The following is a 26304-nucleotide window of genomic DNA, read 5'->3' on the forward strand; positions in this document are numbered from 1 at the left end:
TGTATTAATGACGCAAAAAAGTAGTAAAGGTTCATTTTCTTCTGAAGATTTTATTCTTTTTTAAAGATACTGAATGTGTTTTAAAGTTTTGGGGTTTGGGTTTTGGGGTTTGGGTTAAGGTATTTTTTAGTATTGAATATTTCTGCTTTTTAATAAAAAAACAAAACCGCTTCACTATAGACTGTGAAGCGGTTTTTTCGAAAAAATCAAACTAACTCTTTTATCTAAAACTGAGCTACTTCGGTACTATCTTTCATTGCAACTGTGCTCGAAGCACCAGCTGTAACAGTATTTTGCACTGCATCAAAATAGGTAGTCCCTACAAAACCTTGATGTTTTACAGCATTGAATCCTTCTTTTTGCAAAGCAAATTCTCTTTCTTGTAATTCAGAATATCCTGCCATTCCTCTTTCTTTATATGCTTTTGACAATTCAAACATACTTGTATTTAGCGCATGAAAACCTGCTAAAGTGATGAATTGGAATTTATATCCCATTGCTGCTAATTCTTCTCTGAATGTTTCCATTTCAGCAACACTTAATTTTGCTGCCCAATTGAATGATGGAGAACAGTTGTAGGCTAGCATTTTACCTGGATATTGTGCATGAATGGCTTCTGCAAATTCACGTGCATAGTCTAAATCTGGATTGGAAGTTTCCATCCAAACTAAATCTGCATATGGCGCATAACTTAAGCCGCGTGCTATTCCTTGTTTGATTCCGTTGTTTACATGGAAAAATCCTTCATGCGTACGTTCACCAGTTACAAATTCTGCATCTTTCGGATCGATATCGCTTGTTAATAAATTGGCGGCATCAGCATCAGTACGTGCAATAATTAATGTAGGAACGCCCATTACATCTGTTGCTAAACGCGCTGCAACTAATTTATTAATCGCTTCTTGTGTTGGCACTAATACTTTCCCTCCTAAATGTCCACATTTTTTTGCAGAACTTAATTGATCTTCAAAGTGTACACCTGCAGCTCCAGCTTCAATCATTGCTTTCATTAATTCAAAAGCATTTAAATTTCCTCCAAAACCAGCTTCAGCATCCGCTACAATTGGTACTAAGTAATCTAGTTTATTTTCTGCTTCATTTACACATTGAATTTGGTCGCGACGTAATAATGCATTGTTGATACGCTTTACTACTTGTGGAACACTATTCGCAGGATATAGTGATTGATCTGGATACATTTCGCCTGCCAAGTTTGCATCTGCAGCCACTTGCCAACCGCTTAGGTATATGGCTTCTAAACCTGCTTCTACCTCTTGTACAGCCTGATTTCCAGTTAATGCGCCTAAACCAGCCACAAAATCTTGATTGTTGAGTTTTGTCCACAATTTTTCAGCGCCTAAACGTGCAATACTGTGATCTAATTTATAAGAACCTTGCAGTTTTACTACTTCTGCTGCAGTATACGGTCTTTCCACACCTTTCCAACGTGGATTTGTTGTCCAATCTGTTATTAATGCTTGAATTCTGTCTTGAGATTTCATAAGTTTGTGTTATGTTATTTATTATTAATAATTAGATCCTGTTGATTGTTGCCGCAATCGCAGGATTGTTTTTCATTTCGACTACGCTCAATGTGTATTTCAACTACGTTTAATATGAAAACCTGAATAAGAGAAATAACTTTATTCGTTCTTTCCTTGCAATGAGTAAAATTGAAGTGTTATTTTTTATATGTGTAAATATGCTGGAAGCGTTAGAAATTCTTCAAATTCAGTCGCTGTCACCAAACGTTGAAATAGTGAGATTGCCAACTCAAATTTTGTTGCTGGTAATTTGTCTTCGCCTATTTCTGTGATGATTTTTTCGATTTCATCATCAAAAATATCTCTAAACAAAGTTTCTGTAAATTGTCTTCCGTCTTCTAAAGTGACTTCGTTTTTTAACCATTGCCAAACTTGTGTACGAGAGATTTCTGCAGTAGCGGCATCTTCCATCAAATTGTATAAAGCCACTGCTCCGTAACCGTGTAACCAAGCTTCTATATATAAAATTCCGACATTGATATTTTTACGAATTCCTTGTTCTGTAACAGTTCCTTTTGGTAGCGCTACCAAGTCTTTTTCTGTAATATTGATATCATTTCTGGTAACATGTAATTGATTTTGAGTTTTCATGTGTGTATTAAACTCTTTCATCGCAACTTCTACTAATGCTGGATGTGCAACCCAAGTTCCGTCATGTCCATTTTTGACTTCACGCTCTTTGTCTTTGCGTACTTTTTCTAATGCTGCATCGTTTGCGTGTTTGTTATTTTTGATAGGAATCTGTGCTGCCATTCCGCCAATTGCTAAAATTCCTCGTTTATGGCAACGTTGAATGACTAATTTTGAATACGCATCCATAAAAGGCGTTGTCATAGTCACTTGATCTCTATTAGGAACGACGAAGTTTGGATGATTCCTGAATTTTTTAATGTATGAGAAAATATAATCCCAACGTCCGCAATTGAGTCCTACAATATGCTCTTTGAGTTCGTAAATGATTTCATCCAATTGAAAACTAGCTGTAATTGTTTCTACCAATACAGTTGCTTTGAACGTTCCTGTTGGAATATTGAGGTATTTTTGAGCAAATTCAAATACTTCATTCCACCAACGCGCTTCTAAATAGTGTTCTAACTTCGGTAAATAGAAATAAGGTGCTGTATTATTTTCTAACATAACTTTTGTGTTATGAAATACGTACAAACCAAAGTCAACCAAACTTCCTGAGGTTTCTTCACCTTCAATGAGTATATGTCTTTCGTTAAGATGCAAACCTCTTGGACGTACCAATAAAACGGCTATTTCATCTTTTAATTCGTAAGATTTGTTGCGTTTTGCATCATGTAATGAGATCGTTTTTTTATTGGCATCTAATAGATTTTGTTGCCCTTCAATGGTATTTTTCCAGGTTGGAGCATTGCTATCTTCTAAATCTGCCATGAACGTTTTGGCTCCAGAATTCAGCGCATTGATAATCATTTTTCGATCTACTGGACCTGTGATTTCAACGCGTCTGTCTTGTAAGTCATGAGGAATTGTGTTCGCTTTCCATTCGCTCTCTCGGATTGTTTTGGTTTCTCTTGGAAACTCTGGAAACTTTCCTTTATCAAACATATCCTGTTGTAATTTCCGCCTTTCAAGTAATTCCAACCGTTTTTTATTAAACTTTTCATGTAATGTTGTTAAAAACACTAACGCTTCATCTGTTAAGATTTCTGGATAGTAGTTTTTCACTTCTCTAGCGAACTGAATTTTAGACTGTTTTAATAAAGTATCTTCCATGACTAATTATTTTGATGCAACAATATTAAAACATTTTTTTCAATTTAGCGAACGTTCGCTAAATTATTTTTATCCGCTAAAAAGTGTTAGTTCGCAAATTATACTATCTTTGTTTTCATGGAAGAAGAATACATCAAACTTATTTTTGGATTAAAATTGAAACAAATACGTACAGAGAAAAATCTGTCGTTGTTTGGCTTATCGAAGCTTTCAGGATTGTCAAAATCGTATTTGAATGAGATTGAGAAAGGGAAAAAATTCCCAAAAACAGATAAGATTGTATTGCTTTCAGAAAAGTTAGATGTTCCGTATGATCATTTGGTTTCTTTGAAGTTAGACAAGAATTTAGCGCCTGTTGGTGAAATTTTACAGTCTAAGATTTTAAAAGAAATCCCTTTAGAACTATTTGGAATTCAAGAAAGTACACTTATTGACATTGTTGCTAATGCGCCTACAAAGGTGAATGCTTTTATTAGCACTATTATAGAGATTGCGCAACATTACAGCTTTAGTAGAGAAAGTTTTTATTTGGCTTCTGTTCGTTCATTTCAAGAGGCAAATAATAATTATTTTGACGATTTGGAACAAAGTGTTTTGAAGTTTTCTAAAACGTATCAGGTTGATTTGAATGCTATGATTTCTTCACAAGAATTGTCTGCGATTTTGGAGGAAGAGTTTGAGTATACAATTCATAATGAAGAGTTGACAAAGTATCAAGAACTAGGGAATTTGCGTTCTATTTTTGTTCCAAAGACTAAAACTTTACTACTTGCCAATCAAATTGACGAAGCACAACGTGCCTTTATTTACGCAAAAGAATTGGCGTATAATTTTTTAGATATTAAAGATAGATTGTATACTTTTTCCTGGATTAAGTTTGATAATTTTGATCAGGTTTTGAATAATTTTTACGCTTCTTATTTTGCAGGCGCGTTAATGATTCCAAGAGTCTCTTTATCTGATGAGTTGAAAACATTGTTTAGCCATGAGACCTTTCAAACAAAAGCATATTTACAATTGATGGCTCGTTTTAATGCTTCCCCAGAATCATTTTATCAACGTTTGACCAATATTTTACCAAAGGATTTTAATATTCAGAATTTATTTTTTTTACGATTTACACATAAACTCGGCACAGATACATTTCACTTAAAAAAGGAATTACATTTATCACATCAACATTCGCCACATGCCAACGAGATGAATGAACATTATTGTCGTCGTTGGGTTTCTTTGAATGTCTTAGAAACATTGAGTAAAAGTGATCAAGAACATGTGTTTGATATGCAAATTTCTCATTATACTGAAGATAATATGCGCTATTTGGTACTTTCATCAGCGACTAAAGATCCTTTTAAAAAAGATCATTATCGAAGTATTAGTGTCGGTTTGCTAATTAATAAGCAACTGAAACGAAAGATTTCCTTTTTAGATGATCCAGCAATTAAAACGAAAGAAGTTGGTGTTACTTGCGAACGTTGTCCTATTTCAGATTGTAGTTTACGAAAAGCAGCGCCAATTATTTTAGAAAAACAGAAACGATATCATAAGACAGCTACAGTTGTAGAAGAACTGATGAAAAAGTTTAGTTAAACAACTGAATTTCTATGATATGTAAAAATCAAACTCTATATTTTCTCTTTTTAGAAAGGATTGAAAATTCAGCATTAAATTTTCATCGTTGTACTCATTTTTGATTTTTTGTAAAAGCTCAATTCGGTCTTCTGTTCCGTAATACAGAAAGAGTTTTGGCAATTGATTTTTTTCTACCGTAATCATACTAAAGGTACTTATGTCACGCTTTCTATATTGTTTTCTGTACTTTTCGCCGTAAAGGTCTGTAGTAATTGTATCTATCAGCAATGAACTTTCACGATTGAAATTTGCATTAATTACAATTTCATTTTCTTCGTCTATTTTAAAGTGATATAATTCTATTACTTCTTCATGTTGCCTAATCAATTCATTGAGCCAATCCATATACCATTCTTCAAACGTAATTCGTTCTTTTCCATATTGTTGAAGCGGAACTATTTCATCATTAGAAGCCCTGTCATCGATCCAAATATTACCGTATTCTTCTCCATTCACAACCAAAAACAGAAAATTTCCACAACCTATATGAGCAATCCGAATAGTTCCATTGGTAATTTCGTCATGCGCGGGATTATCATAGTCAATTTCGGTTTCTTTTGTAAGTAAAAATGGTTTACTTAAATCTGTATTGATGGTATCATGACCTTCAACAGGCAGCATCGTGCTATTCCACATGTACAACGGAAAAATACCATCACTTGGACCAAATCCACCATTATATAATTCTGTAATTAAGGCTTTGTAAGCTTGTGGAAGTTTGATAGCATGCTTCTTTTCAAAATTAACAACTTCTTCTTCAGTTAAAGCCTCATTCGCTCTATATTCTCCATCTGGATTTACTTCGTAAAGTTTTCTTATTTTATTTTTGATTGATGTAATATCCATAATTCTTTGATGCAATAAATAGTCCTTAAATATAGGAGTTTACGTTTAAAAACTAAAAAACACCTTGCTTTTACAAGGTGTTTTTTAGTTTTAAATTGATTTGTTGTTTTTAAACATTTTTCTGGGTTTTGTATAGCCTGTAAAATAATGTTGGCAAAAAACCAAAGTTTAAAAGTACAAAGCCTACTAGCATAAGCATTGCTGCAAAAGGCCAATGGAAAAATTCAAACATAATTCCTGTACTTAAGACAAAAAAGGCTAAAAAACCTAGTAAATAAACTGCATTTTTCATTTTCTGATGATTTTGATGTTCGTATTAAGATTGATAATTAATTATTGATTGCTTGTATTTTATGTAAAAGAATAATGGACAATAAGCTAATAAGAGTACCGTTAGTCCCAAGATTAATAGCATATTAGCATATGGCCAATGAAACATTTTAAAAATTAATCCTACAGAAAAGATAAAAACCATGGTCATTCCTGACAGATACAAACCTCTTTTCGTTCTTATAATTGTTTTGGAATGCAATAACTGTTTGGTTTCGAGTTGTAATTGTTTAATGTTGTAATATCCGCCTAATTTTTGAATGGCTTCTTGATATGCAGATTCAAAATCTGTATGATCGGAAGTTTCAATCGTAGTACAGATATGATCTATTATATCTTCTTTGATGCTTTCAGATACGATTCCGTGAAACTCTAAACTGTTTGATATAAATTCAATTTGATCTTCCGTTACCATCATGTTGTCAATGTTTTAGGATTGAATATTAAACTTAGCGTTTCAATAAAATCATTGATTTCTGCTGTCTTTTCTGTGATTACTTTTTTCCCTGAAGACGTCACAGTATAATATTTACGTACACGTTTTCCGATATATACTTTTTCAGTTTCTAATACGCCCTGATGTTCTAGTTTGTGTAAAATAGGATACATTGCGCCTTCACTTATATCTATTTTTCCTTTAGTCAATTCACGTACCTTCTGAGAAATTTCATAACCATACATTTTATCTCCATTGCTTAAAAGTTTTAAAATGATTGGTAACAGTATTCCTTTTGTTAATTCTTTGCTATACATATGACAAATATACATTTTATTTAAATGCATTCAATTAAAATAATAAAATATCCACACTCAAAACACATTAACACCTAAATACCAAACACTTAAACTTAAAATAAAATCTAAAGTAATTTTACTTATTTTGAAAGAATGGGTGTTTTCCTCCTTTAAAAGACACTTTTAACCTCTTATTTTTGTAGTGTAATTAATTATTTTTTACACAGGTGCTATCTGAAAAACCTATATAAAAAGAGTAAGAAACCTATCAAAAACCAAAAATTATGAGTAATCAATGTAATTCAGTTGTTGTAAATCCAATAAGAAATGGAAACAACTTAAATGTTATGGTCGGAGCACAATCTGGCACAAATCCAGCAATTTTAACCTGGATTATTGTTCGTCAACAAGGTATCACACGCTATTTTTATCCAGATGATTTTAATATTGGTGGACAGTATGTATATCCAGGTTTGACACAATCAAAACTGTTTATCCCTATCTCTCCAGGAGATGTAAAAGTAGAAGTATATTATAGTGATTCTAATTGTGTTGCTTCAGGTGGAGTTGCTTAACAACTTGTCTGAAATAGTTTAAAATTTTGAATAACATTTAAAACACAATCATTATGAACACACAAAATAAAATACGTCAGATTTCTATAAGTCACGACGCGTTACGCATAAAATCCAACGATATTGATGCGGCTACAGAAGCATTTATGAAACAAGTAAATGAGGTTACATTAAAACTTGCTTCAGGAGGAACACAAGTAAGTGGTGTACGAATTTTAGAAGTCAGTACAGAAAAAGAAATGATTCATTTTAAGTTTGATGATCCCGACAATTTAGTAGATCGTATTTCTTTATACATGAATGAATCGAATCCAAAAGCAACTATTGAAGTGCATCATACTTCAGCTCGAAGTTAAGCAACAGTTAATTGCCAGCTTTTTTGTTGTTAGTATCTGGCAACTACATATCTGTTGTAAAAGTCAATTTGAGAAGAATTTATTCTTGAATTGACTTTTTTGTTTGATGTAAATATGTATTGAAAATTTCATCTCCATTCTTGAATTAAAATAATCAAAGAATATTTTTTATGAGATAAAAAAAAACGAACCGAAGTCCGTTTTATAAAAGGCATACTTTTGAATACATTATGGCAAACAAGTACATGTAAGTTTTGTTTTTCTAAGGTTACAAATTCCCCAATAGGTTTCTACAACGGTACACAAATTAGTTCTTGGAACAGCTGCTCCACCTGAAACATTGATATTAGAAATTGATTTTTTATTGAGTTTTAAACGTTTTATTGATTTTTTCATGATACTAATTTTTTGAATTGAATACTAGATTTAATAACAATTGAAAAACGAACCGAAGTTCATTTTCCAATCTTTCTTTCTGACTAAGCACATAAATCTGAAGGCGATCCTCCACCATTACATCCTGCCCACCAAGTTTTGTAAATAATTGTTTTTGGAATTGTGATTGTTAATGTTGCACCTTCTCCTCCAGTTGCGTTTGCACTAATCTTAGAAATAGCCTTTTTGTTTAATGCTAGTTTTTTCATTGATTTTTTCATAATACATGAGTTTTTTATGTTAATAATGATGTAAAGGAACTACTTGAAAACAAGTAAACAAAAGGAAGTAAGTGAGGTTTTATAAAGTGTAACTGATGTTTTATGAAACGTCACTATCAATACGAATGATATCAATTCTCAACATGAGAATGTACAGTTTAAAATATTCTGATAATTTATATTCTGATCTTTTATAAAGCGTCAGTACTACTCTTTTTTTAAAAGAAAAAAAACAGCTTGATTTGTCTTCATTAACATCTAAAATATAGTATTATGAAGAAAAAGAATTTAAAAAAATTTAAGCTTAACAAGACTAATATTTCTAGTGTAACAGACCGTATTCATGGAGGCGCTCAAGGCTCAGGCACTATAACACTTACTCCAATAACCATAGAGATCACGACAAAGATTGTTACTTTTATGTATTGTCAGGAGAGATCAGCACCGAATACAAATTGTAATTGTGGTGGTTAAAGAAATCATGTAACCTTAGTCTGGTTATTGAAATCTACACTATAAGCCAATTTGAGGAATATTTTTCTTGGATTGGCTTTTTTAGTTTTTCTTTTAGTGATTATTCTCTTCTTCAGATATTCTACAATCATTAAAAGAGATACATATTTCTCTACAACTCACCTACTTCAACACACGCAACTTAAAACTTTTAGCATTTTTTTAAAGATTCACCGAATAAATAATATATATATTTACCGCTATTGTTATTTTTGCCGCATGGGAAGAAAGAATCGTAAGAAACTGTTTGAGGAAGTAACCGTTGTAGATACTGCGACGAAAGGAAAAACAGTTGCTAAAACTGAAGAAGGAACTGTGATATTTTTACCAAATGCCGTACCTGGTGATGTGGTAGATATTCAAACATATAAGAAACGAAAAGCATATTACGAAGGAAAAGCAGTAAAGTTTCATTCGTATTCAGATAAGCGTACCGAACCTGTTTGCGAACATTTTGGAACCTGTGGCGGCTGCAAATGGCAACATATGGCATATGAACACCAATTGTTTTATAAACAAAAAGAAGTACTTAATAATTTAACGCGTATTGGAAAGGTTGAACTGCCTGAACTAACTCCAATTTTAGGAAGTGCTGAACAGTATTTTTATAGAAATAAAATGGAGTTCTCTTTTTCTGATAGTCGCTGGTTGACTCAAGAAGAAGTAGATTCTGGAGAAGATTTAGGTGATAGAAATGCGCTTGGTTTTCATATTCCTGGCATGTGGGACAAAATTCTAGATGTAAAGAAATGTCATTTACAGGCAGATCCTTCAAACGCAATTCGTAATGCAATTAAGGAATTTGCTACTGAAAATAATATTGCTTTCTTTAACACACGTCATCAAACAGGATTGCTTCGTACCTTAATGCTTCGTACGTCTTCTATTGGTGAAGTTATGGTGCTGATTCAATTCTACAAAGAAGATAAAGAAAAACGTGAATTGCTATTAAATTATGTACAAGAGACGTTTCCACAAATTACTGCGTTATTATATGTAATTAATGGAAAAGGAAATGATACAATTTACGATCAAGAAGTAATTTGTTATCACGGACGCGATCATATTTTTGAAGAAATGGAAGGTTTGAAGTTTAAGATTAACGCTAAGTCATTCTATCAAACAAATTCAGATCAAGCGTATGAATTGTATAAAATTACACGTGATTTTGCAGGTTTAGTAGGTGATGAACTGGTATATGATTTATATACAGGAACAGGAACCATCGCTCAATTCGTTTCAAAGAAAGCTAAAAAAGTAGTTGGCGTAGAATCTGTTCCAGAAGCCATTGAAGCTGCAAAAGAGAATGCTGCATACAATAATATTACGAATACAGATTTTTTTGTGGGTGATATGAAAAAAGTGTTCAACGCAGAATTCATTGAAACTCATGGAACACCTGACGTCATTATTACCGATCCGCCACGTGACGGAATGCACGCAGATGTAGTACAACAAATTTTAAATATCGCTCCTAAAAAAGTAGTGTATGTAAGCTGTAATAGCGCCACACAAGCACGTGATTTAGCATTGATGGACGCTACTTATAAAGTTACCAAAGTACAAGCTGTTGATATGTTTCCACAAACGCATCACATTGAAAATGTAGTACTTTTAGAAAGAAGAAATTAACGTAGATGTTATACCCTAAAAATATATAGATGAAAAAGTTATCCTTTGTTGGAATCTTGATACTACTCATAACCACAGCGTTTTTGTCTTTTTCTTGCGAGAAAGATGATATTTGTGTGGAAGGAACCATCACAACGCCGCTACTCGTTATTGAGTTTTTTGAAATTAATAATACTTCAGGAACAGACACGCCAAAAGACGTGACCGATTTATGGGTAGAAGCTGTCAACCCTAATATTGATGAAGATGGTAATATTGTAGATCCGATTCAATCGCAAGAACAATCGGTAAATACGATTTCTATTCCATTGCGTACACAAGAAACTAGCACTGAATATAGATTTATTTCTGACTATGCAATAGATGATATGGGAAATCAGACAGGAAACGAAGATATCATTACGTTCAATTATGAAACGCAAGAAATTTTCCTTTCCAGAGCTTGTGGTTATATTACTAATTACACTTTAAGTGTTCCTAATGGAGCTGTTGTGACTGCAGATACTGACAATTGGATTGACACTGCTGTAGGAATACAGGTTTCAGAAATAGATGTTCAAAATGAAAACGTTACACATGTTAAGATATATCACTAGTATACTCACCGTTTTAATCTGTAGCGTGAGTTTTGCTCAAGATACAGAAACAGCAACCGTAGCCAATGATACGCTTCCAAAGTTAGATACATTTCCTTTGCGCGTTGGTATCGATATAAGCAAACCTATTCGTATGCTATTGGAAGATGATTATCAAGGTATAGAAATTGCTGCAGATTTTAGATTGACACGAAAATTTTACATTGCTGCCGAATTAGGAACCGAAAAGAAAACCGTTGACGAAGATCAGCTAAATTTTACGACAGAAGGAAGTTTTGTAAAATTAGGGTTTGACTTTAACGCTTATGAAAACTGGTTTGGAATGGAGAATGCCATCATTGTAGGAATGCGTTATGGTTTTAGCACTCACAAACAAACCTTAAACAGATACAGAACTTACCAAACCAACCAACATGTAGACGATGTAAGTGTATTAACACAGACACCTGGAACGGAATTTTCTAGCTTAAACGGACATTGGGTTGAAGTTGTAGCTGGTGTTAAAGTGGAAGTGTTAGATAATATTTATATGGGATTTAGCTTGCGCCTAAATCGTCTCTTAAGTACTAAAGAACCAGAGAATTTTCAAAACTTATTCATTCCAGGATTCAATAAAGTGACAACTGATAATAATGTCGGCGCTGGATTTAACTATACCATTAGTTATTCGATTCCAATCTACAAGAAAGCAAGAAAGAAAAAAGTAGAAGAGTCTGAAGAAGAAGATACTGATGAAGAATAGATAAACTTCTAACAGTTTAAAATATACATAAAAGCTATCATTCCTGATAGCTTTTTTTGTTGATCAGTATTTGATTTGAGATTATTGATAAAAAATAATGCTAGCATGTTATTATTTCCTAATTTAGATTGAAATTTTTGTTATGGAAAGTATGACTATCAGTGAAAAAGCACGCATATATGCATCTGAGAAACACAGAGCTACCAATCATATGTACGATCAATATCCGTATGAATTTCATTTGCAAATGGTTGTCAATGCCGCCAAACAATTTTTACATTTAATTCCTACGGAAGCGCAGCACAATGTTTTAGCGGGTTGTTGGGTTCATGATGTCATTGAAGATGCGCGTGAAACCTATAATGATGTTAAAAAAGCTTTGAATGAAGATGTTGCCGAATTAGCGTATGCTTTAACCAATGACAAAGGTAGAAATCGTAGTGAACGTGCTGGTGAGAAATATTATGAAGGTATTAAAAATACGCCATATGCAACGTTTATAAAACTCTGTGATCGTATTGCCAATGTTACACATTCTAAAAATACAGGAAGTAGAATGCTAGCTGTGTATCGAAAAGAAAATTCTGCGTTTATTGAAAAGCTTCATGATGAAAAGTATATGGAAGTTATTCAGTATTTAGAAAACTTATTAAGCGTTTAATTAAAATGTTTAAATAATTATATTTTTGATTGTACACGTAATCCTTACTATTTAAACAATGAATCTAATCGATTTTATCATTGGAGTATTAATTGCCAATGCCATTCCGCATTTAGTCTTCGGACTTACAAAAACACATTTTTTAGGCATGTTTGGATACAGTCCGAAAGGAAACATCGCATATGCTGTTGTTCAATTTCTAGTAGCAATTGCGTTAGTCTGTTACTCTTATGGATATATGACTTTCTTAGAAAATGGTTTTGTCACGGGAGGAATCACAGTACTTATCCTATATTTTATCTTTGGAAAAATATTAGTAAGGTATTATGGGAAACAAGAAAAATCATCTTAAAAAGAAATGAATCATTACACTTCTCTATGACCTTTGGTAAAGATTGAACTCATCAATACCTTTTCTTTTCCTTCTTCTTCTACAACTGCAAATTTTGGCGCTAAAATACTTGTAATGACGGCAGAGATTAACGCTAACCACAAGGTGTTTAATTTTAAGACATAACCAATCGTTAAACGAAAAGCTAAGAAGATTAACATAAAGGCTATAAAGTTGCAGAGTATTGCTTTAGTTTTTGGTTTCATTGGTATTTCTTATGAGTTTTTATCTTGATATTTAGCTTTCTTGCTTCCTGCATACATTTCATACTTCACCAAACGAGATTCTAATTTTCCATTGAATACTTTTATTTTTCTTGACGGACGTAAACCTACATGCTTTAAAGCTTCTATGTTTGAAGTGATAAACCAAGCATTCGTATTAGCATATCCTTGCTTTAGCGTATCTCCTATGTCTGCATAAAATTCTTCCATATCAATATGCAAACGCTCTCCGTATGGCGGATTGAATAAGATATGGAGTTTTTCATCACCTTCTTTTTTGGTTTCAAAGAAGTTAGCGCGACGAATCTTTATATAATCATCTAAATTCGCATTTTTCACATTGTCTTTGGCTTTTTGAACGGCAGATGGCGCTTTGTCATAACCGTAAATATTGTAATGAAATTCGCGTACTTTTCGCAATGAAGACTCTTCTATCTTTTCAAATAAATCTACATCCCAATCTTGCCATTTTTCAAAACCAAATTCTCTTCGGTTGATGTTTGCAGGAATGTTACAAGCAATCATTGCGGCTTCAATAGCAATAGTTCCACTTCCACACATTGGATCTAGTAAATCACATTGTCCGTCCCAACCAGACATCATTACCAAACCAGCCGCCAATACTTCATTGATTGGAGCAATATTTGTCGCCGTTTTGTAACCGCGTTTGTGTAATGAACCTCCAGAACTGTCTAATGAAATGGTACAATCATTGTTCTGAATATGTACATGAATACGTAAGGTTGGAAATTTTAAATCTACATTTGGTCGTCTGCCTTCTGTGTTACGAAATTTATCTGCAATTGCATCTTTCGTTTTCAACGCAATAAATTGTGAATGTGTAAATTGCTCAGAAGAAACAGTAGCATCAATCGCAAAAGTATCACTATGCGATAAATATTTATCCCAATGCATATTATACACTTGATCATACAAATCTTTTTCATTTCTAATTTTAAAATAGCGTATAGGTTTTAAAATTTTGATGGCAGTACGCAAGCATAAGTTTGCTTTGTACATAAAACCTTTGTCTCCCCTAAAACTTACATTACGCGTTCCTTTGCGAATATCTTGCGCGCCCAACCGTTTCAGTTCGTCTTCGAGTAAATCTTCAAAACCATGTAAGGTTTTGGCAACCATTTTAAAATTATCTTGTTTCATTTGCTTGTAATCTGACTGCAAAAGTACATTAATTTGTTTCCTTATGAAATTTGTGATGCGAAAGGTTTCTATATACCTAAAGATTGTACTTAAAAATCAACAATAATTATTCTACAATTGTATTTAGATCTTCTAATTCTTTCAAGATTGAAATGTTTGTTCCGTTATTTTTTATGGAATTATTTACTACAGTATTTTCAACAGATCCGTCTGAAATTCGCAATCCATTACGTCCGTTATTTTCAACAGTATTGCCATCTATATAATTATTCTTTGAATTTTGATCGACTCTTATTCCATCTCTTCCGTTTCCTGACGAATTATTATTACATATTTTTAAGTCAGAACATTTATCTAAATCAATTCCGTCTTCATTTCCAGAAAGGATATTTCCTGAAATTTCACAATTTTTAGAGAAATCTAACTCAATTCCATTCACTTTATTGTTCTTCAATATATTGTTAGAAAATTTACAGTCACTCGAACTATTCACATCAATTCCGTCTCGCTTACAAGATTGTATGTCATTATTTTCTATAGTAATGTTTGAATTTCTTCGAACCGCTATTCCCATTAAAAAACCTTCTATTTTACAGTTCTTTATCGTCACATTCTTAGCTTTCTTATCTAATTCAATTCCAGAACTTTGATCATTTCTTTTGGAAAAAGATATCGTTTTGTTGTTTCCGTCAAACGTGAGATTACTTCCTACAATATAAAAGTTCCGATGTGTATTGGAATCTAGTTTTGTATTGCGGCGAACCTTTTTAGGTTTTGATTTATTGATAAATAACGAAGCGCCATCTGCAGTATTTTTATCTTGTCCTGTAATAAAAGTATTGGTATTTGTTCTTCCTACTTCAGGACTTTGCTGTGCTTGTTGAACTTTCATTCTCTTATTTTTACGTCTCTTTCTGTAAGATAAGATTAATTCATCATCATTCAACACGTTTTCAAAACAAATATTGTAGCTAGGTTTTGAATACCTACTTTTTTAAATAGCTTTTATATATTTTGTTTTCCGCTAAGATTATCATAGTTTTAAAAACTACGAAACCGATTCACAATACATGCAAGACTTCAATTACTTATTTATCATTGTTGTTATTTCAATATTTATTTCTTTGTTCTTGGCTGTATTTTTGGTTACAGCTTCGTCTACAAACAAACTTAGCAATCGTCTTTTTGCACTTTTTTTAATTTATACTAGTATTGATGTGAGTGGCTTTTTATACGAGTCTAACGCTGGAGAAATGTCTAATTTGGCGATGTTTCGGAATTTAGTCATCTTTCTACAATTGCCGACGTTGTATTTATATGTACTTGCTGCTTCGTATAAAAATTTTAGTCTAAAGTGGAAACATATCATACATATACTTCCATTTGTGTTGGTAAATTTAGTCTTTGTCCCTCGTTTTTATTTGGCAAATACTGCTGAAAAAATAGTTTTTCTTCAAGGTTTTAAAAATGTACCCGAAGTACAATTCAATCATATTTTTCTGCACTTACAAGTTCTTGTATACATTGTATTGATTTTCCTTGCATTGCGAAAAGCCAAAAAGTTATATTTAGAGAATTATACGGGCAATAGTTTATTATCGCATCAATGGCTGTTTCAGCTTTCTGTAGCGATTACTATTTTTTACGTGATTGCTTTGCTAAAAAACATCCTTAAGTTTTCTACATATGATCATATTTCTGACCAAATTACTATTGGTTTGTATGTTTTTAATTTGATCATTATTTGTTGGTACTTACTGAAAGCTTTGAACAATCCGACATTATTTAGAAGTGTAGATCCAAATTTGACACTTGTAGAAACCATCGTTTCTGAGAAAAAAAAGAACTCTTCTCAAGCTGTTAATGATATTAATTTTGATGTCGAACTGCAAAAGCTTCAAGCTTATATGCAAGACGAACAAGCGTTTTTGAATGCTTCTCTAACTATTCAAGATGTTTCTGATGCTATTCATATTCCTGTTCGCGAATTGTCTGTTTTGATTAATCATAGATTGGGACAACATTTTTTTGATTTTGTAAATTCATATCGTATCAAAAAAGCACAAGGATTACTTACTGATACTACCGATAAAAAACGAACTGTACTTGAAATTTTATACGAAGTTGGCTTTAATTCTAAATCGTCTTTTAATACTGCATTTAAGAAACATACAGGTTATACGCCAACTGCGTATCGAAAAAACCACTCATAATCAGCTTTTTGTAAAAAGTCGAACGTTTTCAATAAAGAAATCGGACACTTTTATACTAAAAAAACCGTTCGACTTTACGCATTCGGTCGCACAGCATTTTTTTATATTGCACTTTTGTTTCAAGTTAAATCGAACATAAATTAATTCTACATGAAACACATTACTACACTTCTATTTTTTTCAATACTTGTGCATCATTTTTCTTTCGCGCAAAACAAAACACAACAACTTGATTCTATCATACAAAGCTATCATGAAAAGTTTCCTGAAGTAAGTATGAGTGTCGGTTTTATTCAAGATGATCAAGAGTTTTATACGGCGTATGGAAATCTCAGCAAGGAACGTACTATAAAGGTGAATAAGAATTCCGTTTTTGAAATTGCTTCTATTACAAAAATTATTACGTCTAATCTTCTTGCGCAAGCCGTAATTGAAGGTAAGTTGAAACTCGATGATTATATTGACGCCTATTTACCTAAAGGGTATGTTTTACACAAAGACATTCAACAGAAGATTAAAATTTCTGATTTGGCAGCGCATATTTCAGGTTTACCAGATATTGATTTTAAGGAATTGATTGAAAAAAATCCACAGCAACCTACAAGTACTGTCACGCTAGAAACACTAACAACACTTGTAAATACTTGTACTTCTTTGACCGATTATGGAAGTTATCGATATTCGAATATAGGATATATTTTGTTGGGACAAATTCTAGAAACGGTATATGGTAAAAGCTATGAAGAAATTCTCAACGAAAAAATAACAACACCTTTGCAACTCTCCAATACATTGACAACCGATTTTAATGTACCACATACAACAGTAGGTTACAACCGAAAAGGCGGCACACAAGAGTTCTTTACATGGAATCCTGCAATTGGTGCAGCCGGATTGATTAAATCGAATACTTCAGACATGATTACTTATGTAAAAGCTGTTTTACAGGAAGAAACTACAATTGGTAAAGCTGCATTGCGTACCGAACAATTATTGCATGTTGAAGATGGCGACGGAATTGGCTTAGGACTTGTGATTGTAGAAGATAGCGGAAATACCTTGTATTTAAAAACTGGTGATACGTTAGGACAAGCTTCTTTACTGTGTTACAACAGAGCTAAAAATTGGGGAATTGTTATCTTTTTGAATCAAGCAAATTCTAAGTTACGTCAAGAAATGTTGAATGTTATGTATGATGTAGTTTTGAAGTGGTTTTTCTAGATCTTTATGTTGAAAACTTCCGAAATTTCTATATCAATCACACCTTCATTATGAAGACAATGACATGAAATTGCAATACTTTTATCTTAAAGTAAATTCGTAATCCTATCATTCTTGTAAAAGAAAAAATTCTATCTCGATAAAATTTGCATCTTATCTTGATAGAATTTTCATAAAACTAAATATCCAAACCAACCCTATGTTTGCCGTCTTATTTTTAAGTAGTAGACGCGCTACTTTACAGTATTATTAAAAACTAATTGCGGATGGTTTTCCGCTTATTTTCATCTAATATCGAATAGTTTTTTGAAGTGACCAAAATTATTGTATAAGCGTTATTTTTTTAGCAATAAGCGTTGTGTTTTGGTTTAAAAAGTAAATAAAATACTACAATCAAATCATTAAGCAAAATGTTTGTTCAGTTTATTAGTACTCTATAGATCTTAAAACGTTAAAAGTACTTTCTTCCCCTAACTAAAACAGTATAAGCACTCACACAATAAGGGTGATTTCCCTTAGCGCTATTCCACTGACTTCCAATAGATTTGCTACATTATTATTAACCACTAAAGAAAAAAGTTATGCCACATCATCCACAAGGAACTAATGGTTGGACACTCTTAAAAGGCTATCAAGCAATTTGGGATCCAAAAGTAGATTTAGGAAAGTTTTATTTTACTGATTTTAGAAATAACCGTAAGGAAACACCATATATGAACGCTGAAAATTTTGCACGTGTTATTGATATTCTTCGCAATGAGAAACCAGTATACGGAAATGCAAGTACAGGTTCTGTAAATACTGCAAAAGAAGAAATTGGAGAAGAAGAAAGCTAAAATTTTTCACATATAGTATTGCTTAAGTCCAGATGATTGTCTGGGCTTTTTTTGTGCATTATACTACTTGTTTTTCCAAGGCTATGAAGTGCGTAGTTTCTTTGTTATACAAAGGGATAATGTTTACTTCACATTTATACGTAGTGCTATCTTTTTTGTGGTTGATGATGATTTCTTTGAAAGGCTTGTTTTGCATGATTTTGCTTCGAATTCGATTTTTAGTTTCGATAGACGTTTCTTTTCCTTGCAAGAAATTCGGTGTTTTATTGAGCGCAAATTTTTGAGAATATCCCGTCATCTTGGTAAATCCTTCATTTACCCATATGATGTTTTGTTTGATATCAGTAATGATTATAGCTTCGTATTCATGCTCTGAAAAAACTAAGTTCAAATCGTTTTGCCATTGGTATTTTTTTGCCAAAGTAGTTACTTCTGATAGTTCCATCTTCTTTTTAGACGCTACTAACATGTTTTGATAATTTTCCATATAAATATCCCAACTAATTAATGGCATGGATTTATAGTTTACAGGCTGAACTTCCATTCCCTTTTGTTTAAAGTCATCTTGACTCATACTGGATAAATAGATATCCAAACCTTCCATGTTGTTGAGATTATTTTTCATAGTATTTTCTGAATGCTGTACTCATCTTTTAATGATTGCTAAATCTATGAGAATCTTTTATGAAATCAAAATGATATGTGAAGTATAATTTTAATAGATAGATCATTGTGAGTACTCTTGAAATCATATTACGATAAAAGAGTATGTGTATTTGTAAAGTTTTTATTGTTGCTTGACACCTACTTTGAAATTATTTCGTTGTAATGACGACTATAAAAGTGCAAAATACGTTAATTTTGCACTTTTAATATTTGTAGTTAAAAATTGGGTTAAGGATAGAAGCATTTCGACTGCGCTCAACGCAGGCGATGTTTGAGCTCTTTTCTTTTTTAAATTTTTGCTTTCGCAAGAAATTAAAAAATAAAAAGCGAGTGCGTATAGCCTGACCGATGTATACGGAGCGTAGCAGACGTATATCAGCGGAAACCCTAAATATATATTATGCAGAAAGAAGAGACAACTTGGTACGCATCGTGGTTTGATACACCGTACTACCATATTTTATATAAGGATCGTGGATATGACGAAGCAGAAGCCTTTATGAAGCAATTGGTTGAATTTTTGAATATTCCGGAGGAAGGAACTATTTTGGATTTGGCTTGTGGCAAGGGAAGACATTCTGTGTTTTTGAATAAAATGGGCTATGATGTAACTGGTGTCGATTTGTCCCCAAATAGTATTAAACATGCATCTCAGTTTGCTAATGATTCTTTACGTTTTGAAGTCCATGATATGTGCAAACCGTATCCAAAACAATTTGATGCTGTGTTTAATTTGTTTACGAGTTTTGGTTATTTTGAACGTGAATCAGATAATTTAGATACAATCACATCTATTAAATCAGCACTGAATGCAAATGGTTTTGGAGTAATTGATTTTTTAAATGCTGAGTTTGTGATGGAAAACTTAGTAGAGAATGAAATTAAGGAAATTGACGGTATTATTTTTAGATTACACAGGTATGTAGAAGACGGTTTTATTTATAAAGATATTCGTTTTGAAGCCGATGGACGCGATCATCACTACACCGAAAAAGTAAAAGCATTGACTTTAAAAGATTTTGAGTCGTATTTTAATGCGGCTGCTATTGATTTATTAGCTATTTTTGGCGATTATAGTCTTGGAAAGTTTGATAGAAAAACTTCTAGTAGGCTGATTATGATTTTTAAATGATGCATTATTTACTTCCTGTTTTAGCCGTTGTATTTGGCTTTGGCTTTGTGACTGTTTTTCAGCTTCGCGAAAAGAAACATATGAAATTGCTACTTGCGTTTAGCGGTGCTTTCTTGTTGGCTATCACTATTTTTAACTTGTTGCCTTCTGTGTTTAGTGAATATAAGAATAGCTATGGTATTTTTGTCATGGCTGGAATTTTGCTTCAGATTTTTTTAGAATTTTTCTCAAAAGGCGCCGAACACGGACATGTACATATTGATAAAGATAATCATAAGTTTCCGTGGCTGTTGTTTTTAAGTTTGAGTATTCATGCTGTATTAGAAGGTTTTCCAATGCATCATCACGGCCATTTGATATACGGAATTGTCGTTCATAAAGTTCCGATTGCTATTATTTTAACCACATTCTTTTACAAGTCTAAAATGTCAAAAGCTTCTATTTTGATATTCTTGATTTTGTTTGCGTTGATGACACCACTTGGAAGTTTTCTTTCTAAACAACTGACATTTTTAGCTGCTTATGAAAACCAAATTACCGCGTTGGTTATTGGAATCTTTTTACATATTTCCACTACAATATTGTTTGAAAGCTCTGAAGGTCACAAATTCAACTTGACAAAGTTATTGGTGATTATTACCGCTACTGTGATTGCGTTTTTTGTGTAAATCAGCATCATTTTTAAACCAAACTTATCAAAATATTGTTTGCCTGTATCATTTCTGAATTCAGTTTACGACATTAGCATCAGAAATTTTTGAAGATCTTCTAATTCGCCTCCTAAAATAAATTTTTGGTTTGTAGTTTCAGTTAAACCTAAATCTTCTTCAATGTACACAAAATAAGATTCTAATTGTTTATCTATTTTTTTCGGACAAATTGTTTCTTGTGTATTTTTAATGGCTATAGCGATTCGATATGTAGAAAATCCATCAATATCATTTAGATCATTATAAATTTTATCTTCAACACATTGGTAGTTTGAAGTATTATAAAATTTTTTAGGAATAATAACCTTAAAACTCTTCATGTAAATACATATTAAGTATCAGCTAAAAGCATCTTTATTTTTTAGTTTATGAATTATACACAGCATTGTTCTTCTTGACATTTACAGTATTTTTTATTGTATAGATGAAGAAATACTAAAGCCATAGAAACAATGTATATAGCATATTCTGGTATAGGCAACAAAGCCATTTTTTCGTTTAAAATGATAATACATAAACACGTCCAAGCGCTCCAAAGCGCATATTTCATCCATAATTTACTTGTGGTTTTTGTTGACCAATATATAGCCATGAAAGAAATTAGTAGAAAAACATAGTCTAAGGTTTTCCACCAAAGAGGCGCGGAAACCTCGTGACTAATAATTTGGGTTTGTACTATAAAAAGCATAGGTGTTAATAAACAGTGTAGCAAACAAAGACTGCTTGCAAATATTCCTATATTGTCTGACTTACTTTTGTATAAAATCATCATATTTAATGCAACTAAGTTGCAAAAGTAATTATTATTTTTGTTAATCCCATAAACTAACTTTAATTTTGTGGTATGGGAGTGATAAGAAAAACAAAATCTGTACAAACATTGTTAGCAATTTTTGAAAAAAACAAAAATGCAATTTCTGCAGTACAGCTCGTTGACAGTTTGAAGAACGAAATGAACAAGACTACCATTTACAGAATTTTAGAACGTTTGGAAAATGATGGTATTGTGCATTCGTTCATGGATAAAGATGGACGTACATGGTATGCAACATGCCACGGTTGCTCTGCTTCTCAACATCAAGATATTCATCCACATTTTCAATGTCAAGATTGTGGTAATATAGATTGCCTAACGGTGGAAATGAAAATACCTGCAATACCAAACAGGAAGATTTCTTTTTCTCATGTATTACTTATTGGGAAATGTGAAAATTGCCTTGCATAGTTTTTGAATAAGATACTCCGTGTTTCCTACAGAATAAAAAAATATATTTTATGTTTAGTAAAGCTGAATCGAGAAAATTACGTGAAGATTTTTGGATTTCGTTTGGAAAGTCATTTCCACGAAAGTGGATTTTGTATAATACCAAGATTCGTGATTTTTCGTTTAAGTTTTATTTTGACAAACGAAAAGCTATGGTGACGCTCGATATTGAAGATCAGAATATTGAGAACCGTATTAAGTATTGGGATAAAATGATTTCTTTAAAAACTATTTTAACTGACGAATTTCTTCCAGATGCTATTTTTGATGAAGCTTATGTTTTAGCTAATGGCAAAGAGATTTCTAGGATTTATTTAGAAAAACACCAAGTGTCTATTCATAATAAAAATACTTGGCAAGAAACGATGGTTTTCCTAAACGAAACGATGCAGAAGTTTGAAGCATTTTATTATGAATATGAAGATTTTATTAAAGCTTGAGTTTGATTTTGTAATTTTTTTTTTTGATTAAGACTATACTTTTTTAATCACATATGTTACAATTCCCCAAATGAGTAATTGTTTGTCTTTCGTTATTTTAATTGGTTTGTAATTATCATTTTCTGGCATAAGATATACACATTCTTTGGTCATTTTCAGTCGCTTTACCGTGAATTCTCCATCTACATAACACACAGCAATTTTTCCATCTTTTGCAGGAATGCTTTTATCGATTACTAATAAGTCATTGTCATCTAATCCTGCTCCAATCATTGATTCTCCACTTACACGTGCATAATACGTTGTATTTTCATCTCTAATGAGCTCTCTATCTAAACTGATACGTTTATTTTTAAAGTCGTCTGCTGGCGACGGAAATCCTGCTGAGATTCCTGCTGAAACAAATTCAAGATATACATTTCCTTGTACTGGCTTATGAAGTGTTAGTAACTCATCACTATATTTTCTTTTCATCTGCTTTTCAATTAAATAGTTTTACAATTTAAGGTAATAACGTCACTAAATTTAGTGGTATATTCGGGTGATAAATGTGCTTGTCTCATCTTCCATGTTCGTTGTAAATCTTGATTTGCCATTTTTATTTTTCGACCGCCATATTTATCATTTATCGTATCCATAGTTTTCATAAGTTGCTCATGTTTTGGATCTTCATTTTTAAATAGATCGAGTTGTAAAGCATTTGTTTTTACTAAACCCATTAAAATTACGCCTGCTCTTTTGTATTTTATTCCAGGTTTAAAGATTTCTAATAGTGCTTTTTGTGCAAATTGATTGATGGTTAGTGTAGAATTTGTAGCGTATGGCAAGGTTAGTATCCTGCTAGCTCTGTATTGCGATTCGTTTTTCTTATTACGATCACTTTTAAGATATACCATGACAATATTACACGAAGAGTCTTGCATACGTAGTTTTTCTGAGCAACGAGAAGCAAAAGTTGCAATACGTTCTTTCATGTTTTCTCTATCTGAAAAAGTAAATTCAAAACTTCGAGTGGTTGCAATAGCTTTTTTGTGTTGTACTTCATCTTCTAGCTGAATGGTAGGTTCGCCTAATAAATCTTTTTTGAGCCGTAAACCTACAATAGACATGTTTCGTTTGACCCAATCGTCTGATAGTTTTGTAAATTCATATGCAGTTTGTGCGCCTTTGTTTTGCAAGCGCTTTGTATTTCCTCTACCAATTCCCCAAATAGCATCTACAGGCAACCATTTGAGTAGCTTGACTCTCTTTTCATCAGTATCAATTACATAATATCCATTTGTTTTTTTAGGAAATTTCTTTGCGATATTATTTGCTGCTTTTGATAATGCTTTTGTAGGTGCAATACCGACACTTACAGGAATTCCAGTACACTGAAGAATATAATTTTTGATGGTATTTCCTATTTTTTGATAATTGTTTGATACTGGTAGTTTTAAGAAAGCTTCATCTATACTGTACACTTCTACTTCAGGCGAAAAGTTTTCAAGAAGTTTCATCACGCGTTCACTCATATCTCCATATAGAGAATAGTTAGACGATCGTACTTTAATGTTTTTTTCAACGATGATATTTTTATATTTAAAAAGTGGAGCTCCCATAGGAATTCCTAAAGCTTTGGCTTCTCTACTTCTTGAGATCACACAGCCATCGTTATTAGATAATATTGCCAGTGGTTGATCTATTAGTGTCGGATCGAAAGCACGTTCGCATGAAGCGAAAAAGCTATTACAGTCAATTATTGCATACATATTTTAAGGGGAATTATGTATAAAATTAATTGAACATTTACTTTGTGGAGAAAGTTTGGATGGGTTATTCCTGTCTTTGCAGCAAAAAAAAGCAGCTCGAAAGCTGCTTTTTATAAAGTATGTAAGAAATGGTATTACTTCGGATCTAAAATTGCATCGATACGCTCAATAGCATCTCTTAAATGTATTTTACTCATTGAATCACCAGTACGTCCAATTGCGCTTCTGATTTGTCTTTTTAATGTATTTAATTCAGCTCTTACAACCGCACGTAAATCTGATTGACTCGTGTTTATTGGTGTAAACTTCACATAATCACTACTACGTCTTGGTCCTCGAGGACTCTCTGCTGTCATTAAATAAGCTAATCTATCAATATGTGCTCTTTGCAAATTACGGCGATATGCATCAATTTTTCTACCTGAACGTAATTCTGTCCAAACACCATTGCGTAAATCACGCATCATTTCTAAAATAGAATATGCTTCATTTCCGTTTAGTGCTTCATTCTCCATTACACGTGCCATTCTACCAAGTTCTAAAATTCTATTTAATGTACGAACTTGTGTACCTCTTATTCTTTCTGTATTTCCAGAATATTTTGTTTTATTAAAGATATTTTCATCTAATAACCATTCTGGAGTCTTGAATAATTGATCGTTGATAAACTTTAAAGCTCTTTTTTGGTCTGCTTTCGCTACAGGTGTGTATACTGCTCCATCTTGATCGTATGTTTTATAGTGCTCATAAACTCCTCCAATATTTGAAGAAACATGTCCCATATAACGATTAAATTGACCTAATACTTGACCATACATTGTATTTAAATCATCATAGTTTTTACCATCTTCGGCAGTCCATTTGATTAAGTTTGGAACAATTCTTTTTAAGTTTTTGATCCCGTAATCACTTGCTTTCATAGCATCATCTCCTAAATCCTCTGTTTGAGAACTAGGATCAACTACATCGCCAGCTTGTTGGTGTCCAAATCGGTACATTGGATCTCCAGCTTTCTCAAGAATCCATTTATCTAATGTTTTCTTTTCATCCTTTCCTGTTTTAGCATCTAAAATTGGTCGATATCCCCAACTAATAGCGTATTTATCATAAGGACCAATATTTGGCATTAAAGCTACTCCTTCGTCTCCTGGTTGTGCTACATAATTAAAACGTGCATAATCCATAATAGAAGGCGCAGTTCCATATTTTTTAGTAAACTCAGCGTCACGTAATTTATCTACTGGATATGCAACACTGCTTCCCATGTTATGTGGTAAACCTAATGTATGCCCAACTTCGTGTGCAGATACGAAACGAATCAAACGTCCCATTACTTCATTTTTAAATTCTAATGATTGCGCATCCTTATTAATTGCTGCCGTTTGAATAAAGAACCAATTTCTTAATAAACTCATTACATTATGATACCAATTAATGTCACTTTCTAAAATTTCTCCACTTCTTGGGTCACTTACATGAGGTCCATTTGCATTTGGAATTGGAGAGGCTAAGTAACGAACTACTGAATAACGTACATCTTCAGGGCTCCAATCTGGGTCTTCTTCAGGAGAAGGAGGATCTTTAGCGATAATTGCCTCTTTGAAACCTGCTGCTTCAAAAGCTACTTGCCAATCTTCGATTCCTTGTTTAATATATGGCTTCCATTCTTCTGGTGTAGCTCGATCCACATAATAAACAATTTGTTTTTTTGGAACTACAAGTTCTCCTCTT

The 26304-nt window shown here is 32.6% G+C and carries 33 protein-coding genes (1 of these 33 only partly in view); 16 read left to right on the top strand and 17 right to left on the bottom strand.

Going from position 1 to position 26304, the window contains the following annotated elements; genetic code table 11:
- Positions 1–224 precede the first annotated feature (224 nt).
- Together aceA and aceB are read right to left on the bottom strand one after the other, a co-directional pair.
- Positions 225–1502, bottom strand: a complete 1278-nt coding sequence (gene aceA / locus ACOQOS_RS07330; RefSeq protein WP_420574320.1) for an isocitrate lyase — start codon at positions 1500–1502, stop codon at positions 225–227.
- A gap of 186 nt (positions 1503–1688) precedes the next feature.
- The gene (aceB, locus tag ACOQOS_RS07335) at positions 1689–3287 is read right to left on the bottom strand and encodes a malate synthase A (RefSeq protein WP_420574321.1); all 1599 of its coding nucleotides are present in this window, start codon (positions 3285–3287) and stop codon (positions 1689–1691) included.
- Between the two features lie 117 nt (positions 3288–3404).
- Between aceB and ACOQOS_RS07340 the strand changes: the two genes are divergently transcribed.
- Complete coding sequence (locus ACOQOS_RS07340; protein ID WP_420574322.1) at positions 3405–4880, top strand: helix-turn-helix domain-containing protein; 1476 nt, start codon at positions 3405–3407, stop codon at positions 4878–4880.
- A 12-nt stretch (positions 4881–4892) separates the two neighbouring features.
- On the opposite strand, the gene ACOQOS_RS07345 is transcribed toward ACOQOS_RS07340, so the two are convergent.
- The 4 genes from ACOQOS_RS07345 to ACOQOS_RS07360 form a co-directional block, all read right to left on the bottom strand.
- Positions 4893–5768 carry an SMI1/KNR4 family protein gene (locus ACOQOS_RS07345; RefSeq protein ID WP_420574323.1) on the bottom strand — a complete coding sequence of 292 codons (876 nt, stop codon included), beginning with the start codon at positions 5766–5768 and terminating at the stop codon, positions 4893–4895.
- 109 nt (positions 5769–5877) lie between these two features.
- Positions 5878–6060, bottom strand: a complete 183-nt coding sequence (locus tag ACOQOS_RS07350) for a hypothetical protein (protein WP_420574324.1) — start codon at positions 6058–6060, stop codon at positions 5878–5880.
- Between the two features lie 24 nt (positions 6061–6084).
- Entirely contained in the window at positions 6085–6516 is a 432-nt protein-coding gene (locus ACOQOS_RS07355; protein ID WP_420574325.1) for a hypothetical protein, read from the bottom strand.
- Positions 6513–6851, bottom strand: coding sequence for a PadR family transcriptional regulator (locus ACOQOS_RS07360; protein ID WP_420574326.1), 339 nt, complete (start codon positions 6849–6851; stop codon positions 6513–6515). Before ACOQOS_RS07360 ends, ACOQOS_RS07355 begins: the two co-directional genes overlap by 4 nt.
- Before the next feature lie 266 nt (positions 6852–7117).
- Here ACOQOS_RS07360 and ACOQOS_RS07365 point away from each other — a divergent pair, with 266 nt between their 5' ends.
- Both ACOQOS_RS07365 and ACOQOS_RS07370 read left to right on the top strand, forming a co-directional pair.
- Positions 7118–7408, top strand: a complete 291-nt coding sequence (locus tag ACOQOS_RS07365) for a hypothetical protein (protein ID WP_420574327.1) — start codon at positions 7118–7120, stop codon at positions 7406–7408.
- A 53-nt stretch (positions 7409–7461) separates the two neighbouring features.
- Positions 7462–7764: a hypothetical protein gene (locus ACOQOS_RS07370; RefSeq protein WP_420574328.1), complete on the top strand. Its 303-nt coding sequence runs from the start codon at positions 7462–7464 to the stop codon at positions 7762–7764.
- A gap of 228 nt (positions 7765–7992) precedes the next feature.
- Here ACOQOS_RS07370 and ACOQOS_RS07375 read toward each other — a convergent pair whose 3' ends face one another.
- Together ACOQOS_RS07375 and ACOQOS_RS07380 are read right to left on the bottom strand one after the other, a co-directional pair.
- On the bottom strand, positions 7993–8160 hold the full coding sequence (locus ACOQOS_RS07375) for a hypothetical protein (RefSeq protein WP_420574329.1): 168 nt from the start codon (positions 8158–8160) through the stop codon (positions 7993–7995).
- 83 nt (positions 8161–8243) lie between these two features.
- Positions 8244–8420, bottom strand: coding sequence for a hypothetical protein (locus ACOQOS_RS07380; RefSeq protein ID WP_420574330.1), 177 nt, complete (start codon positions 8418–8420; stop codon positions 8244–8246).
- Between the two features lie 273 nt (positions 8421–8693).
- Between ACOQOS_RS07380 and ACOQOS_RS07385 the strand changes: the two genes are divergently transcribed.
- The 6 genes from ACOQOS_RS07385 (at position 8694) to ACOQOS_RS07410 (ending at position 12916) form a co-directional block, all read left to right on the top strand.
- Positions 8694–8894 carry a hypothetical protein gene (locus ACOQOS_RS07385; protein WP_420574331.1) on the top strand — a complete coding sequence of 67 codons (201 nt, stop codon included), beginning with the start codon at positions 8694–8696 and terminating at the stop codon, positions 8892–8894.
- A 258-nt stretch (positions 8895–9152) separates the two neighbouring features.
- Positions 9153–10565, top strand: coding sequence for a 23S rRNA (uracil(1939)-C(5))-methyltransferase RlmD (rlmD, locus tag ACOQOS_RS07390; RefSeq protein WP_420574332.1), 1413 nt, complete (start codon positions 9153–9155; stop codon positions 10563–10565).
- Positions 10566–10594: 29 nt separating this feature from the next.
- The gene (locus ACOQOS_RS07395; RefSeq protein ID WP_420574333.1) at positions 10595–11161 is read left to right on the top strand and encodes a DUF6452 family protein; all 567 of its coding nucleotides are present in this window, start codon (positions 10595–10597) and stop codon (positions 11159–11161) included.
- On the top strand, positions 11142–11903 hold the full coding sequence (locus ACOQOS_RS07400; RefSeq protein ID WP_420574334.1) for a DUF6048 family protein: 762 nt from the start codon (positions 11142–11144) through the stop codon (positions 11901–11903). The genes ACOQOS_RS07395 and ACOQOS_RS07400 overlap by 20 nt, the downstream gene beginning before the upstream one ends.
- A 142-nt stretch (positions 11904–12045) precedes the next feature.
- A complete protein-coding gene (locus tag ACOQOS_RS07405) occupies positions 12046–12564 on the top strand; it encodes a phosphohydrolase (protein ID WP_420574335.1) in 519 nt (172 codons plus the stop codon).
- A 58-nt stretch (positions 12565–12622) separates the two neighbouring features.
- Positions 12623–12916 carry a hypothetical protein gene (locus ACOQOS_RS07410; protein ID WP_420574336.1) on the top strand — a complete coding sequence of 98 codons (294 nt, stop codon included), beginning with the start codon at positions 12623–12625 and terminating at the stop codon, positions 12914–12916.
- Between the two features lie 14 nt (positions 12917–12930).
- On the opposite strand, the gene ACOQOS_RS07415 is transcribed toward ACOQOS_RS07410, so the two are convergent.
- The 3 genes from ACOQOS_RS07415 to ACOQOS_RS07425 all read right to left on the bottom strand — a co-directional run bounded on the left by ACOQOS_RS07415 (position 12931) and on the right by ACOQOS_RS07425 (position 15232).
- A complete protein-coding gene (locus ACOQOS_RS07415) occupies positions 12931–13161 on the bottom strand; it encodes a hypothetical protein (protein ID WP_420574337.1) in 231 nt (76 codons plus the stop codon).
- A gap of 9 nt (positions 13162–13170) precedes the next feature.
- Entirely contained in the window at positions 13171–14340 is a 1170-nt protein-coding gene (locus ACOQOS_RS07420; protein WP_420574338.1) for a THUMP domain-containing class I SAM-dependent RNA methyltransferase, read from the bottom strand.
- 106 nt (positions 14341–14446) lie between these two features.
- Complete coding sequence (locus ACOQOS_RS07425; protein ID WP_420574339.1) at positions 14447–15232, bottom strand: right-handed parallel beta-helix repeat-containing protein; 786 nt, start codon at positions 15230–15232, stop codon at positions 14447–14449.
- A 178-nt stretch (positions 15233–15410) separates the two neighbouring features.
- Here ACOQOS_RS07425 and ACOQOS_RS07430 point away from each other — a divergent pair, with 178 nt between their 5' ends.
- The 3 genes from ACOQOS_RS07430 to ACOQOS_RS07440 all read left to right on the top strand — a co-directional run bounded on the left by ACOQOS_RS07430 (position 15411) and on the right by ACOQOS_RS07440 (position 18610).
- Positions 15411–16553, top strand: coding sequence for a helix-turn-helix domain-containing protein (locus tag ACOQOS_RS07430; RefSeq protein WP_420574340.1), 1143 nt, complete (start codon positions 15411–15413; stop codon positions 16551–16553).
- Positions 16554–16703: 150 nt separating this feature from the next.
- Complete coding sequence (locus tag ACOQOS_RS07435; protein ID WP_420574341.1) at positions 16704–17774, top strand: serine hydrolase domain-containing protein; 1071 nt, start codon at positions 16704–16706, stop codon at positions 17772–17774.
- A 581-nt stretch (positions 17775–18355) separates the two neighbouring features.
- The gene (locus ACOQOS_RS07440) at positions 18356–18610 is read left to right on the top strand and encodes a hypothetical protein (protein ID WP_420574342.1); all 255 of its coding nucleotides are present in this window, start codon (positions 18356–18358) and stop codon (positions 18608–18610) included.
- Positions 18611–18668: 58 nt separating this feature from the next.
- On the opposite strand, the gene ACOQOS_RS07445 is transcribed toward ACOQOS_RS07440, so the two are convergent.
- Positions 18669–19235: a PAS domain-containing protein gene (locus ACOQOS_RS07445; protein WP_420574343.1), complete on the bottom strand. Its 567-nt coding sequence runs from the start codon at positions 19233–19235 to the stop codon at positions 18669–18671.
- 441 nt (positions 19236–19676) lie between these two features.
- Here ACOQOS_RS07445 and ACOQOS_RS07450 point away from each other — a divergent pair, with 441 nt between their 5' ends.
- Together ACOQOS_RS07450 and ACOQOS_RS07455 are read left to right on the top strand one after the other, a co-directional pair.
- Entirely contained in the window at positions 19677–20408 is a 732-nt protein-coding gene (locus tag ACOQOS_RS07450; protein WP_420574344.1) for a class I SAM-dependent methyltransferase, read from the top strand.
- Positions 20405–21076, top strand: a complete 672-nt coding sequence (locus ACOQOS_RS07455; RefSeq protein ID WP_420574345.1) for a ZIP family metal transporter — start codon at positions 20405–20407, stop codon at positions 21074–21076. The genes ACOQOS_RS07450 and ACOQOS_RS07455 overlap by 4 nt, the downstream gene beginning before the upstream one ends.
- A 65-nt stretch (positions 21077–21141) precedes the next feature.
- Here the strand turns inward: ACOQOS_RS07455 and ACOQOS_RS07460 are convergent, their stop codons facing one another.
- Both ACOQOS_RS07460 and ACOQOS_RS07465 read right to left on the bottom strand, forming a co-directional pair.
- Entirely contained in the window at positions 21142–21438 is a 297-nt protein-coding gene (locus tag ACOQOS_RS07460) for a hypothetical protein (RefSeq protein WP_420574346.1), read from the bottom strand.
- Positions 21439–21491: 53 nt separating this feature from the next.
- The gene (locus tag ACOQOS_RS07465) at positions 21492–21890 is read right to left on the bottom strand and encodes a MerC domain-containing protein (protein ID WP_420574347.1); all 399 of its coding nucleotides are present in this window, start codon (positions 21888–21890) and stop codon (positions 21492–21494) included.
- A 72-nt stretch (positions 21891–21962) separates the two neighbouring features.
- Between ACOQOS_RS07465 and ACOQOS_RS07470 the strand changes: the two genes are divergently transcribed.
- Both ACOQOS_RS07470 and ACOQOS_RS07475 read left to right on the top strand, forming a co-directional pair.
- Positions 21963–22343 carry a Fur family transcriptional regulator gene (locus ACOQOS_RS07470; RefSeq protein WP_420574348.1) on the top strand — a complete coding sequence of 127 codons (381 nt, stop codon included), beginning with the start codon at positions 21963–21965 and terminating at the stop codon, positions 22341–22343.
- A 50-nt stretch (positions 22344–22393) separates the two neighbouring features.
- Positions 22394–22822 carry a DUF4268 domain-containing protein gene (locus tag ACOQOS_RS07475; RefSeq protein WP_420574349.1) on the top strand — a complete coding sequence of 143 codons (429 nt, stop codon included), beginning with the start codon at positions 22394–22396 and terminating at the stop codon, positions 22820–22822.
- Between the two features lie 33 nt (positions 22823–22855).
- Here ACOQOS_RS07475 and ACOQOS_RS07480 read toward each other — a convergent pair whose 3' ends face one another.
- The 3 genes from ACOQOS_RS07480 to ACOQOS_RS07490 form a co-directional block, all read right to left on the bottom strand.
- Positions 22856–23296 (bottom strand): LexA family protein, encoded by a 441-nt coding sequence (locus ACOQOS_RS07480; protein ID WP_420574350.1) that lies wholly within the window; start codon positions 23294–23296, stop codon positions 22856–22858.
- 11 nt (positions 23297–23307) lie between these two features.
- Entirely contained in the window at positions 23308–24573 is a 1266-nt protein-coding gene (locus ACOQOS_RS07485) for a Y-family DNA polymerase (protein ID WP_420574351.1), read from the bottom strand.
- Between the two features lie 134 nt (positions 24574–24707).
- A protein-coding gene (locus ACOQOS_RS07490; protein WP_420574352.1) for a zinc-dependent metalloprotease crosses the window boundary here: on the bottom strand, positions 24708–26304 show its 3' portion. The gene runs 899 nt beyond the window's last position; only the last 1597 of its 2496 coding nucleotides appear in the window; the start codon falls outside the window, past its right edge; it ends in the stop codon at positions 24708–24710.

Source organism: Kordia sp. (genome assembly GCF_965224175.1).
In the GTDB taxonomy this organism is placed as follows: Bacteria; Bacteroidota; Bacteroidia; order Flavobacteriales; family Flavobacteriaceae; genus Kordia.